Source organism: Psychrobacter sp. FME5 (assembly GCF_014861375.1).
GTDB lineage: Bacteria > Pseudomonadota > Gammaproteobacteria > Pseudomonadales > Moraxellaceae > Psychrobacter.
In genome coordinates this window covers 1-16,732 of the sequence record NZ_RRYX01000020.1, presented here as the reverse complement: position 1 = coordinate 16,732, position 16,732 = coordinate 1, and the positions used below count along the sequence as shown (strand labels likewise).

Annotated in this window: 13 protein-coding genes; 9 read left to right on the top strand and 4 right to left on the bottom strand. The window is 44.2% G+C overall.

The window, feature by feature from the left end; all coding sequences use genetic code 11:
- The first annotated feature begins 207 nt into the window (after positions 1 to 207).
- The 4 genes from EI161_RS04795 to EI161_RS04780 all read left to right on the top strand — a co-directional run bounded on the left by EI161_RS04795 (position 208) and on the right by EI161_RS04780 (position 4,228).
- Positions 208 to 813 (top strand): 3'-5' exonuclease, encoded by a 606-nt coding sequence (locus EI161_RS04795; RefSeq protein ID WP_192529102.1) that lies wholly within the window; start codon positions 208 to 210, stop codon positions 811 to 813.
- 120 nt (positions 814 to 933) lie between these two features.
- Positions 934 to 2,952, top strand: a complete 2,019-nt coding sequence (locus EI161_RS04790) for a D-alanyl-D-alanine carboxypeptidase/D-alanyl-D-alanine-endopeptidase (RefSeq protein WP_192524728.1) — start codon at positions 934 to 936, stop codon at positions 2,950 to 2,952.
- 84 nt (positions 2,953 to 3,036) lie between these two features.
- Positions 3,037 to 3,552: an ABZJ_00895 family protein gene (locus tag EI161_RS04785; protein WP_192524729.1), complete on the top strand. Its 516-nt coding sequence runs from the start codon at positions 3,037 to 3,039 to the stop codon at positions 3,550 to 3,552.
- Between the two features lie 127 nt (positions 3,553 to 3,679).
- Entirely contained in the window at positions 3,680 to 4,228 is a 549-nt protein-coding gene (locus EI161_RS04780) for a DUF421 domain-containing protein (protein WP_192529101.1), read from the top strand.
- 152 nt (positions 4,229 to 4,380) lie between these two features.
- On the opposite strand, the gene EI161_RS04775 is transcribed toward EI161_RS04780, so the two are convergent.
- The gene (locus EI161_RS04775) at positions 4,381 to 4,827 is read right to left on the bottom strand and encodes a DUF2147 domain-containing protein (RefSeq protein ID WP_192524731.1); all 447 of its coding nucleotides are present in this window, start codon (positions 4,825 to 4,827) and stop codon (positions 4,381 to 4,383) included.
- A 289-nt stretch (positions 4,828 to 5,116) separates the two neighbouring features.
- On the opposite strand from EI161_RS04775, the gene rlmH reads away from it, so the two are divergent.
- Positions 5,117 to 5,605: a 23S rRNA (pseudouridine(1915)-N(3))-methyltransferase RlmH gene (gene rlmH, locus EI161_RS04770; protein WP_192524732.1), complete on the top strand. Its 489-nt coding sequence runs from the start codon at positions 5,117 to 5,119 to the stop codon at positions 5,603 to 5,605.
- A gap of 544 nt (positions 5,606 to 6,149) precedes the next feature.
- Positions 6,150 to 7,061, top strand: coding sequence for a DODA-type extradiol aromatic ring-opening family dioxygenase (locus EI161_RS04765; protein ID WP_192524533.1), 912 nt, complete (start codon positions 6,150 to 6,152; stop codon positions 7,059 to 7,061).
- Positions 7,062 to 7,096: 35 nt separating this feature from the next.
- Here the strand turns inward: EI161_RS04765 and EI161_RS04760 are convergent, their stop codons facing one another.
- Together EI161_RS04760 and EI161_RS04755 are read right to left on the bottom strand one after the other, a co-directional pair.
- A complete protein-coding gene (locus tag EI161_RS04760) occupies positions 7,097 to 8,590 on the bottom strand; it encodes an amidase (RefSeq protein WP_192524534.1) in 1,494 nt (497 codons plus the stop codon).
- 341 nt (positions 8,591 to 8,931) lie between these two features.
- A complete protein-coding gene (locus tag EI161_RS04755) occupies positions 8,932 to 12,423 on the bottom strand; it encodes a DNA translocase FtsK (protein ID WP_192524535.1) in 3,492 nt (1,163 codons plus the stop codon).
- Positions 12,424 to 13,166: 743 nt separating this feature from the next.
- Here EI161_RS04755 and trxB point away from each other — a divergent pair.
- From trxB to EI161_RS04740, 3 genes are all read left to right on the top strand, one after another.
- The gene (gene trxB / locus EI161_RS04750; RefSeq protein ID WP_192524536.1) at positions 13,167 to 14,189 is read left to right on the top strand and encodes a thioredoxin-disulfide reductase; all 1,023 of its coding nucleotides are present in this window, start codon (positions 13,167 to 13,169) and stop codon (positions 14,187 to 14,189) included.
- Positions 14,190 to 15,011 (top strand): leucyl/phenylalanyl-tRNA--protein transferase, encoded by an 822-nt coding sequence (gene aat, locus EI161_RS04745; RefSeq protein ID WP_413038392.1) that lies wholly within the window; start codon positions 14,190 to 14,192, stop codon positions 15,009 to 15,011.
- 402 nt (positions 15,012 to 15,413) lie between these two features.
- Positions 15,414 to 15,848 (top strand): MerR family transcriptional regulator, encoded by a 435-nt coding sequence (locus EI161_RS04740; protein WP_192524537.1) that lies wholly within the window; start codon positions 15,414 to 15,416, stop codon positions 15,846 to 15,848.
- Between the two features lie 92 nt (positions 15,849 to 15,940).
- On the opposite strand, the gene rimI is transcribed toward EI161_RS04740, so the two are convergent.
- The gene (gene rimI / locus EI161_RS04735; protein ID WP_192524538.1) at positions 15,941 to 16,417 is read right to left on the bottom strand and encodes a ribosomal protein S18-alanine N-acetyltransferase; all 477 of its coding nucleotides are present in this window, start codon (positions 16,415 to 16,417) and stop codon (positions 15,941 to 15,943) included.
- Positions 16,418 to 16,732 lie beyond the last annotated feature (315 nt).

Here is a 16,732-nt window from a genome sequence, read left to right as displayed (position 1 = left end):
TGGATTATTTATGTAGACTCTGAGATAGTCAAAAAAACTTAGAACTATTATAGTGCTATTGGAATGAGTTTTTCGCAGCCTCTGCGTATGTGCAACACACCAGAAAATTTTATATCAGTAGCATACTAATACAGCTGTACTAATGCATGTCATCAACTATAACTATAAAATCAAAAATACAACAACATAAATGGATGAGCGACGGATATGAATTGGCTAAAACAGTTGTCCTCTAGCTTGCAAAAAAGGCAGCTACAGCGACCAGAGTTGGCAGCGATGTTTAGTAAACCTTTGGCTAAACAATGGGTAGCGATTGATTGTGAAATGACAGGGCTTAATCCCAAAAAGCATCATTTATTGTCTGTCGCCGCGATACATATCAATGACAATACCATCGATACAGGTAATGGCATGCATCTAGTATGCAAGCCGCCTGTGATGCCCGATCGCGATACCATTGTGATTCATGGTCTGCGTACTGCTGATGTGGAGCATGGCATGAGCTACGATGACATGCTGGCGCTGTTGCTGCCGTTTATAGGCAATCGACCAATCGTGGGCTTCTGCACCCAAATAGACACCGCGTTTTTGAATCCTTTGGTCAAGCGTTATATGGGCACGGCGCTGCCAAACGAAATCATAGATTTGCGCCATTTATACAGTCGGCGCATGAGTGGTCAAACCCAAGGGCTCTCCAGTCAAGCGCAGCATCTCACCAATATATTGGCGCATTATAATATCCCTGAGCTGGGCGCCCACGACGCTTATAACGATGCGCTGATGACAGCGATGGCGTTTTTGCATGTACGCTAATGTTGATTATTATTTATAAAATGACGTTTTTAAAACACCGCTTTCAATAACAAGCCATCTACGCGAAAACAGCAACTCATGTTACCATAGGCTGTTTTTACCACCTGATGAAAGATGCTCATGCGACCCACCTCAAAACACTGCAACCCTCCCGCCCTTACTGCCAAACTATCACCGCTTCGTAGCCATTTTCGACCCTTTAGTCAGTCTGGTAAATGCTTACCTATGCTGGCACTATTGGCAACCGTAATGGCATCACCGTTCCATGCGCAAGCAGCACTACCGCAAGCCATCGAAGCGGCCTTATCGCGCGCTGATTTAACCACCGCTGATATTAGTATTGTCATTACCCCTGTCGGTGATAAAAATGCCAGTCACTTGCCCGCGCCAATTCAGGTCGTTGATAGTAGCAGCTTAGACGGTGATTCTAATACGGACGGTAAGCACCAACAAACTACCCCTAATAATAACAATAACAATAACAGTGATAAAAAGCCCCTTACCAAACCAAGCGCACTGGTTACTATTGAACAGCAAACGATTAAAAAGCATGAGCAAGAGCTACATGCTTATACCGATGACCCTTACACCTACCAAAGCTTAGAAAGTATCCCCACGATACTGGATGATCATTCAAAACCGATAGTGGTGAATGGTGCAGGTGATAATAAAAATGGCAACGCCCGCACTGATAAATCCTCTATAAAAATCTCATTCTCACCATTACTCAATCATCAAGCTGATATCGCGCGCACACCTGCCAGTACCATGAAACTCGTTCCCAGCTTTATCGCTTTGGATACCATGGGTGCTGATTTTGTCTGGCACACTCGCGTCTATCACACGGGCATTATTATCGGCGACCGGCTGCACGGCGACTTGATTATTCAAGGCAGTGGCGACCCAAAGATGACCCATGAGCGATTGCAGCAATTACTCTATAAAGTGCAAGGATCAGGCATCCATCATATCGATGGTGATATTGTTGTGGATAGCTCGATTTTTAAAAATATCAGTAAAGACCCTGCCGCTTTTGACAACGCACCGTTACGCCCTTATAACGCCAGTCCCGATGGCTTTTTGGTGAATTTTAGTACCGTCGGTATCAAAAGCTATCCATTAGACAATGGTCAAGCCAGCCTAACCTATACACCGAAACTGGCGAATTATAACTTGCCTAATAAGATAGATATGCGTTCAGCGGCATGTGGACAAGCCCGTTATAGTCTTGCGCCGCAGTGGCAAGCTAAGCAGTTGGTATTGAATGCTGATTTGCCCAACAGCTGCCAAGAGCATGCTTTTTATGTTGCTTATCCTGATGCCAAAGACTTTGCCGCTCGTGTCGTCGCTGCAAAATGGCAAGCGCTAGGCAACACGCTGAGCGGCGATGTGATTAGCCAAGAAACGCCTTATGCTGCACAAAAATCTCTCAAAGCCAAACGCGGATTGGTGGCACTACCTATGTCCCCCTTACCGATTGTCAGCTATCCCTCTTTGAATTTAACCCAGCAGATTCACGATATTAACCATTTTTCAAATAATGTGATGACTGAGCAAGTGGCGCTATCGATCGGGGCTTATAACCAAGCTAATAATCAATCCAATAGCAAACCTAATAATAAGGCCGTCGATAAAACCGTCAATAAAGGCATTGATAAAAACATTAAAAGTCAAAATAGCTTATACCAATTTGGCAAACCGACTACGACGGACTATCCTGCAGCATTACAGACTATCGACCAGTGGTGGCAGACCAATCTAAGTACACCGCCACCACATTTAACCAATGGCTCAGGGCTTTGTCGTGACTGTACAATAACGGCAGCCAATCTAAGCGAGCTATTAACCTACGCTTATAGCCATCCAAGCTTCGATGCTTATGTCGACTCATTAGGGGTCGCTGGCGTCAGTGGCACCATTGCTGCTCATAGCAAACGCTTGCCTGAATCAACAGCCATCGGCCGCGCGTGGATAAAAACGGGTACTTTAAACAATGTCACCTCGATGGCAGGCTATGTCAAAGGGCTATCAGGACAAGATTATGTCGTGGTTGGCCTTATCAATAGTGACCAAGCGCTAAATGCTTATACTGCCCGCCCCGTGTTGGACGCGATGCTTGATTGGACCGCGCAGCATTGATTTTTAACAAAAATACTTTTTATTGAATCATGGATAAAGTATTCACTTTAATATTCTATTTTTTACCTTTATAAAGGTTCGCTTATGGCACGCAAAACCACCAACCTTAGCAAGCGTAATACTCGTTCAAACCGTCATGGGCTGCCGCAGGGTCATGAGTCAGTGCAACCTAAACTGGCACTCTATGTTGGTTTTTTTGCGATTGGTTATATTCTTGCCAGCGTGATATTTATGATGATTCAAACCAAGCTGGCTTTAAACTCACAGCTGGTCACCGTCATATCTATTTTTATCGGTACTTATATCGCAGTCAATAAATTCATCAAACATCAGCAGCGCGCTTTGAATAAATCTGAAATCAATCGCTTGATGTTTGGCGGTGTCGCTATCGTCTGGCTACTGACGGTCATTTATTTCTTAGCGATATGGTTCTTTTTATTTGATGAAGTGAGCCGTGAGGTTTTATCTGAGATGGCCATGCAGCAGCCGCTGCCACTACTGTCATCACTGGTTATGATTTTGGTGTTGACCTTGGTCAGTACTCGTATCAGTCTTTGGGCGCTCAACCACCTACTTAATCCCAAACAAAAAGCAAAGTGAGTTAGTCCTATTAAGGCAAGCCTCTACAAAGTTTATCTCCTATTAATACCTAAAATCCGTTAGGCTGACTTTAATAAGTCATGTTTTAACCATTGGCGGCATGGCATTTTTAATAGGAGCAATCATCATGGATATGGTTTTTTTTGACAATATAGACAAGCTTGGACGCATCGTCTTAACGACTGTTATGGTTTACCTATCAGTCGTACTGGTGACTAAAGCCTCTGGTAAACGCTCAACGTCACAGCTCAATAATTTTGATTGGATCGTCACTGTGATGATCGGTTCATTGGGTGCCAGCACTATTTTACTCAAAGACATTCCTTTTATAGAAGGAATTTCATCGATTTTGGCGCTCTACTTATTACAATTTTTGGTCACTAAATATGCCTCTGTCTCACCGCAATTTAGCAGTTTTATTCTATCCGAACCGCGTATCGTCTTTTATCAAGGGCAGTTTTTACCAGATACGATGCGTGCCGAGCGGTTGACTCGTCAGGAGATAGAGTGCGCGATGCGCTCCGAAGGGGTGAATAGCTTCGATGATGTTGAAGCCATTGTTTTTGAGTCTGATGCCAAGCTCACCATCATTCCAAAGCCTAGCCCAACTGAGGCTAGCGATAATAACCAAAGCTCAGAAGATACCGTGTCACAAACCATAAGGCCTTTGATGTGAGCCTTTGATATGAAAATAAAGTGACGTCAATCCAAGATAAGCGGCAGCAGTATTAGTGTCATTAAGCGCAAATAAACAGGGTAGCCAATTTGTATCAGCTACCCTGCCACTTTATATAATAATGATTATTAAATAGTTATTTTACCTAATAGCTATTTGATACGTTGCCAAGTCTGCGAGCGACCGAATACAGGTGAGCCTACATAACCACGTAGGTCTAAGCTTTGACCATTGTCGCTTAGGGTCAATTTACCAGAATAAGTTTTTCCCGATTCAGGGTCGACCAACTTGCCATGGCTCCATTTGTTGTTACCATCAGCCTTTAAACCTGATAAAATCTGTAAGCCTTCGACAGGCTGGTCTTTTAGACTACCTGGACATTTGGTACAGACAGCTTTAGCCTTTTCCTTATTAAGCACTTTGATAATTTTGCCTGAAACTTTGCCACTTTTTTCAGTTAACTGAATGACGGCCTTTTTTTCGCCTGTTTTATCATCAATGGTTTGCCATTGTGTGCCATCTAAAGAGGCAGCAAAGACAGAAGTAGAAAGCAAAACACCTGCAGTGAGAGTAAGTGCTTTTGAGATAGTACGATTCATGAACGACTCCTTTCATTAAAAAATACTTCAAGTTAATTTTTTGATTTATCATAAGACACGATACGGTTGCCTGTAATTTTCTCTTAAAGTGTTGACTTCCTCCGACTGCTTTTAAGTCGACATTTTTTATAAAATTATAAAAAGTTATAAAACAAGAAACTAAAGAACAACTGTTTGTCAAATAGTAGTAAACCATAAAAACCCCTGACGTAAAAGGATTGTTTGTTACATTAACTTAAGCGTAGAATTCTTTTGTTACGCTTTATCAATGATTAAAGTGGTATATATTATGAAGGTAAGAATTTTGACCGTTGGCAATAAGATGCCCAGCTGGGTACAGACAGGGTTTGATGAGTACTTTAAACGTATTCAGCCAATGCTGAGTACAGAAATCGTGGAGCTTGCCGCTGCAAAGCGGGCAAAAAACCCTTCTGATGCCAATTTAGCACAGTACCGTGAGCAAGAAGGGCAGGCGATATTGGCCGCACATAATGCCTCAGGTCGTGAGCAACTATGGGTACTCGATGTCAAAGGTAAAATGCTCTCGACAGAAGGGTTGGCACATAAGCTAGCAGATGGCATGCAACAAGGCGATGATATTGCCCTAGTGATTGGCGGTGCTGATGGGGTTTCGCCCGAGGTATTGGCAAAGGCCGATGTGAAATGGTCATTATCAGCGCTGACCTTACCGCATCCGCTGGTACGTGTGGTATTAATGGAACAGCTATATCGAGCGATGAGTATCAATAACAACCACCCTTACCATCGCGGCAATTAAATTAAAAAAAAGCTCTTTTACATAGCGCACCTTATTAAACATCATAAACCTAAATAATATAGGGGCTGTATAGAATTCATCTATTAGGACTGCTGATCGCTAAAATAATTCCAGACTAGGCGTAAATCGAAGGTAATGTCGAGACCTTAGCTAGATTTACAACAACGTCTGGGGCGATTTTAGCATCAGTCCGAAGGAACAGGACTATTTTTTGCCACTTCCTAGCCAAAACTATCGCGCTTAGAATAACTAAACTTACTATTTTTGGCGTCGAATTGCCTAAAAAATAGTCTCTGTCAGTTCCTTAGCTGAATTCTATACAGCCCCTAGTCGATCCAATTTAAAAACGATACAGTGCGACTGCTATCAATTTTTCGCAGCCTCTGTCACGCCTGCGAACAGCAAGCAAGAAAAAATTGATAGCAGTCGCACGTTAATATCAACGACTCTTTTTTATATAGACCCGACTATAGATGAAATGACGAATAACCAGATTGAGAAATAGATGGATTGAAAATTACGCGCGCGCCCTAATAAATGGCACATGAGATATCCTAAACCTGTGCTACCCGATGCCCAAAATACCAATCATCATCGCGATGACAAAAGCGATGATTTATCGCTGTCGTTATCGACGCCAATTACAGCGGCCGCTGCTTGGGCAGATGAACCTCAAATAGCCAGCGCTGCTAAACCGCCTAAACTACCGGCATTATTTATCTCGCATGGTGCCCCGACGTTGGCGATTGAACAATCTGCTACAACCAGCGCGCTGGCGCGTATCGGCCAAAACTTACCTAAGCCGCGTGCTATCATCATTATGTCAGCGCATTGGCAATCCGCCAAACTAGAAATCAGCAGTAATCCGCAGCCCAAGACGTGGCATGACTTTTCAGGCTTTGAGACAGAACTGTATGAGCTACAATATCCAGCAGCAGGTCAGCCAGCGCTTGCCGAAACACTGGCGCAGCAGCTCACTGCCCGCGGTATTAATTGTAGTTTGAATCCAATGCGTGCCAGTGATCATGGCGTCTGGGCGCCGCTTTTGCATCTTTATCCGCAGGCGGATATTCCTATCGTACAGATATCACTGCCTCAGCATTACGATAGTGCTGCCTGCTATCAATTGGGCGCGCAATTGGCGCAGCTGCGTCGTGAGCAAATACTCATCATTGGCTCGGGTAATATCACCCATAACTTACAAGCGCTACGCTGGCAAGCGGATAGTATCGACCAAACGGCAAAAGACTTTAAAGTCTGGTTACTACAGCAGCTAAAAACGGATATTCCCACTGCACTAGATTGGCAGCAATACCCCAACTATCAACACATCCATCCAAGTGATGAGCATTTGCTACCATTATTTTTTGCCTTAGGTGCTGGTCAACGCGTCTCTGTGGTGCATCAAAGCATGGCGCACCATAGCTTAGGCATGGATATCTACCGCTTTGATTGAAAACGTCTTATCAAAGCGATAAGCGCGTCTTGCAATTACTTCTCAAACGCCGCCTTAGTAAATAAACCCGCACGCTCCATCTCACCTGCCACACTGAATAAAGTCGTCTCATCATTCATGCGTCCAATCAGCTGCACCCCAATTGGTAGACCTTTTTTACTCATACCGACAGGCAACGACATAGCCGGTAATCCGGTCACATTACCCAATATGGTAAAGGCCATTTTGCCCAGCACTGGCGCACTCAGCTTCTCAATCATACCCGAGCTAAAGGCATACTTACCCATATCAACGCCTTTATTCAGCAAACCAGCGCTACGCATGAGCATCTCATCCATCTTACTTGGTGGTAGCACGCCGTGTTTAACAGCAGGCGTCGGTACGGTTGGAGATAGAATCATGTCGTAGGTTTCTAATAATAAACCAGTTTGATATTGGCTGTCATGCCAGCCGTGCTTGGCATGGGCCAAATCTACTGCTGATAGCGAACGTCCAAGCATCGCCATGTTATAAGTCTGCGGCTCTAGGTTTTGTATATGCTGCGCGCCATAACAGCGCTCGATATTATCGATGGTAAAGGCAGTGTGCGCGCAGACCACCACCAAAAAATCATGCCAAAACTGTTCGATATTGATATTAGGTTCCGCAGGCACCACTCGATGACCCATCGCTTCTAACTGCTTAGCAGTCTGTTCTAATACAGCAAGTACCTCTTTATCAACTACAGTGTTAGCAACTAACGGCTGTTGATGTAGCGCGATGGTTAATTGTTTTGGTGCACGCATAGCGGCTTGCAAAAATGTGCCATCGGGCGGTGCGATAACATAAGGCGCGCCGATTTCTACACCGCTGGTCGCATCCAGCATCGCGGCACTATCGCGCACGCTACGGGTAATTACATGATCCGCGACTGCTCCATCCCATCCTTCACCAAATGCTGGGCCCATTGGGTTACGCCCGCGACTGGGTTTGAGCCCAAACGCGCCGCACCATGCAGCAGGAAAGCGTATCGAGCCACCGCCATCCCCCGCGCCTGCCATCGGTACGATGCCACTTGATACTGCCGCTGCACTACCGCCAGACGACCCACCAGAGCTGTAGCCTTTCTTAAAGGGATTGTGCGTCACGCCATGTGCTTTAGGTTCGGTAGTGATAATCAAACCAAATTCTGGGGTATTGGTTTTACCAAAAGTGTTGACGCCAGTAGCTTTCATACGTTTTACAATTTCGCTATCGCTTTCTGAGACGATATTGACGCTACGACTGCCCATGGTGATAGGCTCGCCCCCAAAATGAAACGATAAGTCTTTGAGGAGATAAGGCACCCCGTTAAACGCCCCTGCTGGTAAGCCTTTTTGTGCTGCAGCATAAGCACGCTCATCAAAACGGTGGATAATCGCATTCAATTTAGGATTAATTTTGTTGGCTTGATGGACAGCAGCGTCTAGCAACTCTTTAGCACTGACTTCCCCTGCATTGACCAGTGCTGCCAATGCTAAACCATCGTATTGGGTATATTCTTTGAACATAATTAACCTTCCTTGGATAGTGATTGAATTAAGGTTTGTTTTTAAACTTTATGCTTATTTATCTTATAATCAACCACCAGTTTAGTATAAAAAATCACTACTTATAGCTGATAAACAAACTCATTGGTCATTTGAACACCATAGTTAAAACACGCTAAATTCCTGCGGGTATGATGTATCAATATTACCTTTCATTGACACTAGAGCCTGTCCTCAACCCAAACCATAATATCTAAATGGGCTAAAAATGAGGGTACGCCCTAGCTCAACGATATTTTTCAAATAAAAAAGCGAGCCACTCTTGTGACTCGCTTTTTATGATTAATCAAACTGACCATCGTCTACATCAATAGCTCGCGCTTACCGCTTTTACCCATCGAGCTGACCAGTCCCGCCTCTTCCATTGAATCAACAATGCGAGCCGCGCGATTATAGCCAATGCTGAATTTACGCTGGATACTAGAAGCTGAAACTTTACGCGTTTCCATGATAAAGGCCACTGCGTCATTATAAAGGTCATCATCCTCACCAGATGCATTGCCAGTGCTACCACCACCCGGACTAGATAATTCAAAGTTGCCAGCCATATTATCAATATAATCAGGTGCGCCGCGCTCACGCCATGCATCACAGACACGGTTGACTTCTTCGTCACTGACATAAGCACCATGCACACGATCTGGCTCAATTTGCCCTGGTCCTAAAAACAGCATATCACCATTGCCCAGCATATCTTCAGCGCCACCACTATCCAGAATCGTCCGTGAGTCGACTTTTGAGTTGACTCGCAATGCCGCCCGTACTGGAATATTGGCTTTAATTAGACCTGTAATGACATCGACTGACGGACGCTGGGTAGCAAGCATCAAATGAATTCCTGCCGCCCGTGATTTTTGTGCCAAACGGGTAATAAGTTCTTCTGCTTGCTTACCAACCTGCATAATCATATCGGCAAACTCATCGGCGACAATGACAATCATCGGCAAGGTTTTTAGCTTCGGCGCTTGGCTCACACTGACGCTATCATTGGGTCGCCATAATGGGTCTAGCATCGGATTACCCGATTGCTCAGCAGCGATGACTTTTTTATTAAATTCATTAAGCTTACGCACTTTGAGCAAACTCATCAGCTGATAGCGACGCTCCATTTCTGCCACACACCATGACAAGCTACTGGCCGCCTCAGTCATATCAGTGACTACAGGCGTCAGAAGGTGCGGAATATCGTTATAGTTGGCAAGTTCGAGCTGCTTTGGATCAATCAAAATAAGACGCAGCTCATTTGGCGTATATTTAAGTAGCATCGATAGCAGCATAGAGTTGACCAACACCGATTTACCAGAACCTGTGGTACCAGCGACCAGCATATGCGGGGCACGGGCAAGGTCAGTAATAATCGGATTACCGCCGATATCTTTACCCATCGCCATACTGATTTGTGCTTTGGGATCGCTGAATTTTTCGGTGTTTAGTAGCTCAATCAAGCGCACCATTTCGCGCTGCTTATTCGGCACTTCGATACCAATATAAGGCTTGCCTGGAATAACTTCGACCACACGCAAAGACGCCATCGACAGCGAGCGCGCCAAATCTCGTGAAATACCAGTTACCTTACTGGCTTTTACCCCAGCAGCAAGCTCCACTTCAAAACGGGTGACCACTGGGCCTGGAATGGCATTAGCCACAGAAGCCTTGACATTGAATTCTTGTAGCTTAATTTCTAGTAATTCGGACAGCTGCTCAAGCTCAGAAGCTGTATAGTTTGGCTTACGGTCAGGATCTGGTTTATCTAAAAGAGACAACTCTGGAATTGGGGTTAGGCTGCTACGATAAGCAGCCGTTTGCATCGAGCGTGATTTTTGACTGAACGCGGCATCATCACTAATATCAGGCATGACGGCTGCATCAATACGTTCAACACTGTCATCTTCTGGCATCATGTCAGTAATGTGATTACTGCTATCACCCTCTGGCACGGCAAAGCTTACCGTTGGTGTTGCCGCAGCCGGTGATTGGGTGCTGGCGGTAGGATTAGCGTTTGGCACGTTAGCCGTTGCCACTGTTGATGCTGCTTTTGACGTTGTTTTAGGCGCTACTTTAGGATTGGCAGGTGGTGTATTGGTTGGCGTCATATCCGCCACGTCTGTCACTGGTGCACTAACTTCTGCCGCTGGCGTAGCGACTTCTGCTACTGTCGGGGGCACCGATGTTTCAGGTGCAACTGCCGATGCAGCATGAGGCACTGGCTCAGCTTCATGATTAGACGGCTGAGCCAAAGATTGACTGGTTACGTCAGTAGAGGCGTCAGGAGAAAAATTAACAGACCAATTCGAAATATCCTCATTAGGCATAGCCGTTGTAGGCTCTACTGTCGGTTGCCCTACAGGCGGCTCAGCTATATGCTCTGTCTGAGGCACTGCTTCAGGTTTGGTAACCTCAAGTTGTTCCGCAGTTGATAACGAGCCAGAGCCAGCTGCATGCTCTGCCAGCCATGCATCTGCTAATGTATCAGTGTTCTGAATGGTGTCTTCGGACTCGGGTAGAGCAGATTCTGTACCCGCTCGATGAACCGTCTCGTTATTTGCTGATGTCTCGAGCGGTGGCTGGACGACTTCCTCTGTGTCATTCACCACTGTTTGAGCCACGGTTGTTTCTACCGGATTGGCTGACATAACTGGAGATACTGGGGTGGTTTCATCTAACGATTCGAGACCGGTATCATTGTTATCATTAGAAACAGGGTCAACAGCACTACTAGCGCTATAAGCCATTGGGTCGCTGGCTAATAAATCATCCACAGTATTGGCATCATTCCAAGCAAAACTCGGCTCAACTTTACGAACAGGAGTCATTGTAGGATTTGCAGACGTCGAGGTACTTGTCTGGCTAACCGTATTATTAGTCGTACCATTAGGCATCACAGCCGCTGTGTCTGCATACTCATAATGGCTCTGATTAGACATAGCGTTTTTATTGGACATGGCAGCCTGCGTGGCCGCTACCGACGCTTTTACACTATCAGCCAGTCCTGATGACGTCAAGAATTCTGACAGCACATTGCTGAACCGACCGCTATTCTCTGCTGCTAGGGCACTGTTAGCCTGATCATCTGATTGTAACTCTAGTGGCAACTGCTTGTGTTGTGGCATTTCTTGACTGGTTTTTTGATCTGCTATGTCGTTAGCATTTGGTTGTGTGGTGTTGCTTTTTTGAGTCGACTGCCCTTTATCCTGTGCTATACCTTTGTTTTTTATACCTGAGCCAAACCATGACAGCGCGGTAATTTTCTGATAAATCGCCAACCAATGAATATTAAAGGCAAAGGTAGCAGTAATAATGACAAACACTGTCAAGAACACCACACTCCCCCACTGCGATAGCAACTGTGCCAAACGCGCCTGCAGTTCAAGCCCAATGATACCGCCTGCGACACCTTCAAGCCCTGTCGTTACAGGATCGGCTACTTGCTGTACTAGAGCGACCAATTGCGCAAATAAAGCACTGGCACTTAATATTAAAAACACATAAGCGACCATCCGCATCAGCCAAAATGTTGGCTTATTGTCCCACCAAATAAGGATAGACTCATAAACCATAAACGCTAGCAGCCACCATGCTCCAAAACCAAAGAAGCTATAGAGCAAATCAGACAACCAAGCACCCGACGCGCCGCCCATATTATTAATCGTGGTCATATCACTACTGATGTGCGACCAGCTAGGATCATTACCGGTATAGGTTATCAAAATGACAAAAAGATAAACGGCCAGTACTAACCCAAGGAGGGTAAATATTCCCTTTTTTAAATACTCAATAAGCGGTGCTGATATCACGTAAAGTCTGCCTTGTTATTAATACTAATTGGTCGCCAACGCATGACTAAGCCTAATCATGCTGACATAAAGTGTTGATAAAGATAGAGAGTGCTGATATAAACGCACCTCGCGTAATATTTAATAAGGATACGTCTATAATGTATATAGTCTCTTTCGACAACGGTAAATAACCGTTATCGTTTAGCCCCTATCAAACTTGGCATAACTTCTTATAATAACAAATACATAGCCGCAGTGGCGACCGTCTTCTAAAGAAAGTGGGTAAGAAAGTAGGTCAATATGCTATTTAGACAAAAAACCATATTACACGCAAATCATAACGAACAGAATAAGGCTAACAATATTGCTTAAACCCTATAAAATACCAGCTGTTTCTAACCCTAATATTTCAAGGGAATATACTTTGATTCTAATGATACCGGTGTTTGTTTTAGCAAACTTGCACTTTGTACCACATACCCTTATGTTATTATCACACAGCAATTAGAAAAACCATATTATTAGGGCGTGTCCTCAATCTGAGCATGAAACTTTAAATGGGCTAAAAATGGCTAAATCTTTGATAAACTGCGTCAAATAGCTGGTTCATATCTCGATATTAACTGTACTATTTTCCTTGTTTATCTGCGATTTATCTCATTTTTATCACCATTTTCAAAGTGAGAATACGCCCTAGAAAATTTGAAAAATTAGCTTAAGAACTTATATTTTTAACACTTATATTTAGCAAGGAATACCTTATGGCAACTGATAATAACGCTCCACGTCACGAAAAACTCATTATCTTAGGCTCAGGCCCCGCGGGTTATGCGGCCGCCGTTTATGCGGCACGTGCCAACCTCAAGCCAGTTATGGTCACTGGTATGGAAGTAGGCGGGCAATTAACCACCACTACCGAAGTTGACAACTGGCCAGGTGATGCACATGATTTGACGGGTCCAGCATTGATGGATCGCATGAAAGCCCATGCCGAACGCTTCGGTACCGAATTGGTTTATGACCATATCAATGAAGTGAATCTAAATGAGCGCCCTTTTCAATTGACCGGTAATAACGGCAGTTATACTTGCGATGCTCTTATTATCTCAACGGGTGCATCAGCGCAGTATTTAGGGCTAGAATCCGAAACCAAATTCCGCGGCCTCGGCGTATCTGCTTGTGCTACGTGTGACGGTTTCTTTTATAAAGATCAAAAAGTCGCGGTGATTGGTGGCGGTAACACAGCCGTTGAAGAAGCCTTGTATCTATCAAATATCGCTTCTGAAGTGACCTTAGTGCATCGCCGCGACAGCTTACGCTCTGAAAAAATCTTACAGGACAAGCTGTTTGAAAAGGTCAAAAACGGTAATATCAAAATCGAATGGAACCATCAGGTCAAAGAAGTGGTCGGTGATGATATGGGGGTCAATGGTGTGATCATCGAATCTATGATTGATGGCAGCACCAAACAATTAGATACGATGGGTATGTTTGTCGCTATTGGTCATAAGCCTAATACTGACTTGTTTAAAGGTCAGCTAGACATGAAAGACGGCTATATTGTCGTCAATAGTGGTCTAAATGGTAATGCTACCCAATCCAGTATCGAAGGGGTTTTTGCCGCTGGTGACGTCGCCGACCATGTTTACCGTCAAGCGATTACCTCTGCTGGCACGGGCTGTATGGCTGCGCTTGATGCTGAAAAGTATTTGGATGCAATGGGCGAAACAATCGCTCGTGACCATACTTATGCCTCGACATTGACTGAAGATAAAGAAGCTTAAATGAGCGACTTTACCAATGACAATAATATGAATATCCATACTACACATATAACGCCTGAGACTTTAAAAAGTCTTGGGCGTTATGACTTCCCTGACCCTATTTCTATCGACCCTGATGGCATTGGTGTGGTCGCTATGGGTGGTGACTTGGCACCCGACACGCTGATTTCTGCTTACGCACAAGGATTGTTTCCTTGGTTTAATGAAGACGAACCTATCGCGTGGTGGTGCCCTGATCCACGCTGCGTGATGGTGCCGACTGACTATAAACCCAGTAAATCGCTACGCAAACAGGCTAACCGTGAACGTTGGCAATTAACCCTAAACCAAGCGTTTGATGACGTCATCCATGCCTGTAGTTTACCGCGCAGTGATGGCCTCAATAATAAACAGCCCGAGGGCGAGCATACTTGGATTCATAACGAGATGATTGAAGCTTATACTGAGCTGCACACTCAAGGCTTTGCGCACAGCATTGAAATATGGGATGATAAAAAACAGCTCATTGGTGGTCTCTACGGGCTAAAAATAGGGGGTATTTATTTTGGCGAATCGATGTTTCATACCGCCTCTAATGCCTCAAAACTGGCATTTTGGGGCTTGATGCGGTTGTGCGAGCAGAGTCAGGTAGCGCTTGTCGATTGTCAGCTGCCAAACGAGCATTTACTAAGTTTGGGCGCAACTATTTTACCTCGCGCTGACTTTCTCACTCAATTGGACACCCTTATAGGTACCCCTTCGACCTTATGGCAAAACGGCTCGCATAAACCTTTGCCAGTATCACTACTTGACACGCGGCATGCTTGGCCGCTTAAATTGTGAGGTGCATTTGACTAGGGCGTGTCCTCATTTTGAAAATGGTGATAAAAATGAGATAAATTGCTGTCAAACAAGGAAAATAGTACAGATAATATCAAGATATTAGCCAGCTATTTGACGCAGTTTGGCAAGATTTAGCCATTTTTAGCCCATTTATAGTTAAAATACTTTAAAAACGCTACGATACTGCTGGTATAGTTTTTTTGTAGCCTCTGTCTGCGTAGGCACAGCAAGCAAGAAAAAACGGTACCTGCAGTACGTGATGTAGCGATATTACTTCTCACTGACTATAGTTGATTTTGTTCAGATTGAGGACATGCCCTAAATACCTCAGCAGTCATACCTTTTATTAACTACTTTCTATTAATCACTACTTACTAGTCGTTACTTAACCATGAGGTTATTATGGCACCCGATACATCATTTTTGTTAATAGGCACACTGGCGACCAAAGCCAACACCACCAAGGACACCGTCCGTCACTATGATCAATTGGGTCTGCTAAAATCTCGTAAACGTCAAGCAGGCTCGCGTCTGTATACCGAATTTCATCCAGAATGTATTGAACGCATCGAGCTGATAAAAAGTGCTCAAGCCATTGGTTTTACGCTCACTGAGATTAGAGACAGCTTGAATGATTATTACGATGGTCAGCTAGATATTGATTTACAGCTCACACTCACCCAACAAAAACTGGCCCAAGTCAAAAAACAACAAGCTAATATCAATGTTATGGTGGATCTACTAAGCGAGCGTATCGGTGTTTTAGAGCAGATGAGAGCCGATAGTGGTTATACACCCGATATTGAAGTCTGTAAAAAAACCATACCTTCGCAGTAAGGGCGCACTCTATATAGTCAGCACTAAATGAATAAAATACATTATGTTTTGATACGCGATTGGGATAAGTTTTTCACATCAGACTGTCTATATTAAGTATAAATACGCTGCATGATAAGCGCGTCAACAGCTGGTTGATGTGATGATTGATAATAACCTTTGCGCTTGTGAATCACGGTGAAATCTTGCTTTTCATATAAGGCTATTGCCGGCGCATTATCTGCTCGCACTTCTAGTAGCAGACTCTTTACCTGATTGACTTGTAACGCTTCATTTAACCAAGAGAAAAGCTTTGAAGCAATGCCTTGACGTTGATAGTTAGGATGCGTACCGATTCGTAAAATTTCTGCTTGCTCAAAAACTCTTTGATATAAGCAGTAGCCCACCACTTCGTTTTTGGCAACAGTCATAACCACTATTAAATTAATACTATCCTGTCCAAGCAAATCGTTAATTGTTTGATAAGTCCATGGGGCTTGGAGCTGGACAACAGCCTCAATATCAGCCACAGTTTGAATAGCGGCTGTACAGTCATCTGCTGCGGTGGTTAGCATTGCTATATTAAACATACACCCTCTTCTATTGATACCAAACCCAAAAAGTACGATTAGCTGTGTCAAACTCGCTTAGTCTACAAGGCGCAGTACTTTCACTCGTTTCCCTTGCCACTCTAGTTTTTATGAATAGTATTATTTTTCAAATCGAGATTACTCTACATCCAAATATAATTAAAATACTTTAAAAACGGTACCTGCAGTACGTGATGTATCGATTTTACTTTTCACTGACTATATAGGGTTTCAATACTTCATATTAGCGACCAAGGCCAAAAAAAAGCCACCCTCTCTCGAGAATGGCTTTTTAGCTAACTATTTAACGTCTAA

Coding starts and splice junctions, on each gene's coding strand:
- EI161_RS04795 (WP_192529102.1), top strand. CDS start 208: ATGAATTGGCTAAAACAGTTGTCCTCTAGCTTGCAAAAAAGGCAGCTA.
- EI161_RS04790 (WP_192524728.1), top strand. CDS start 934: ATGCGACCCACCTCAAAACACTGCAACCCTCCCGCCCTTACTGCCAAA.
- EI161_RS04785 (WP_192524729.1), top strand. CDS start 3,037: ATGGCACGCAAAACCACCAACCTTAGCAAGCGTAATACTCGTTCAAAC.
- EI161_RS04780 (WP_192529101.1), top strand. CDS start 3,680: ATGGATATGGTTTTTTTTGACAATATAGACAAGCTTGGACGCATCGTC.
- EI161_RS04775 (WP_192524731.1), bottom strand. CDS start 4,827: ATGAATCGTACTATCTCAAAAGCACTTACTCTCACTGCAGGTGTTTTG.
- rlmH (WP_192524732.1), top strand. CDS start 5,117: ATGAAGGTAAGAATTTTGACCGTTGGCAATAAGATGCCCAGCTGGGTA.
- EI161_RS04765 (WP_192524533.1), top strand. CDS start 6,150: ATGAGATATCCTAAACCTGTGCTACCCGATGCCCAAAATACCAATCAT.
- EI161_RS04760 (WP_192524534.1), bottom strand. CDS start 8,590: ATGTTCAAAGAATATACCCAATACGATGGTTTAGCATTGGCAGCACTG.
- trxB (WP_192524536.1), top strand. CDS start 13,167: ATGGCAACTGATAATAACGCTCCACGTCACGAAAAACTCATTATCTTA.
- aat (WP_413038392.1), top strand. CDS start 14,190: ATGAGCGACTTTACCAATGACAATAATATGAATATCCATACTACACAT.
- EI161_RS04740 (WP_192524537.1), top strand. CDS start 15,414: ATGGCACCCGATACATCATTTTTGTTAATAGGCACACTGGCGACCAAA.
- rimI (WP_192524538.1), bottom strand. CDS start 16,417: ATGTTTAATATAGCAATGCTAACCACCGCAGCAGATGACTGTACAGCC.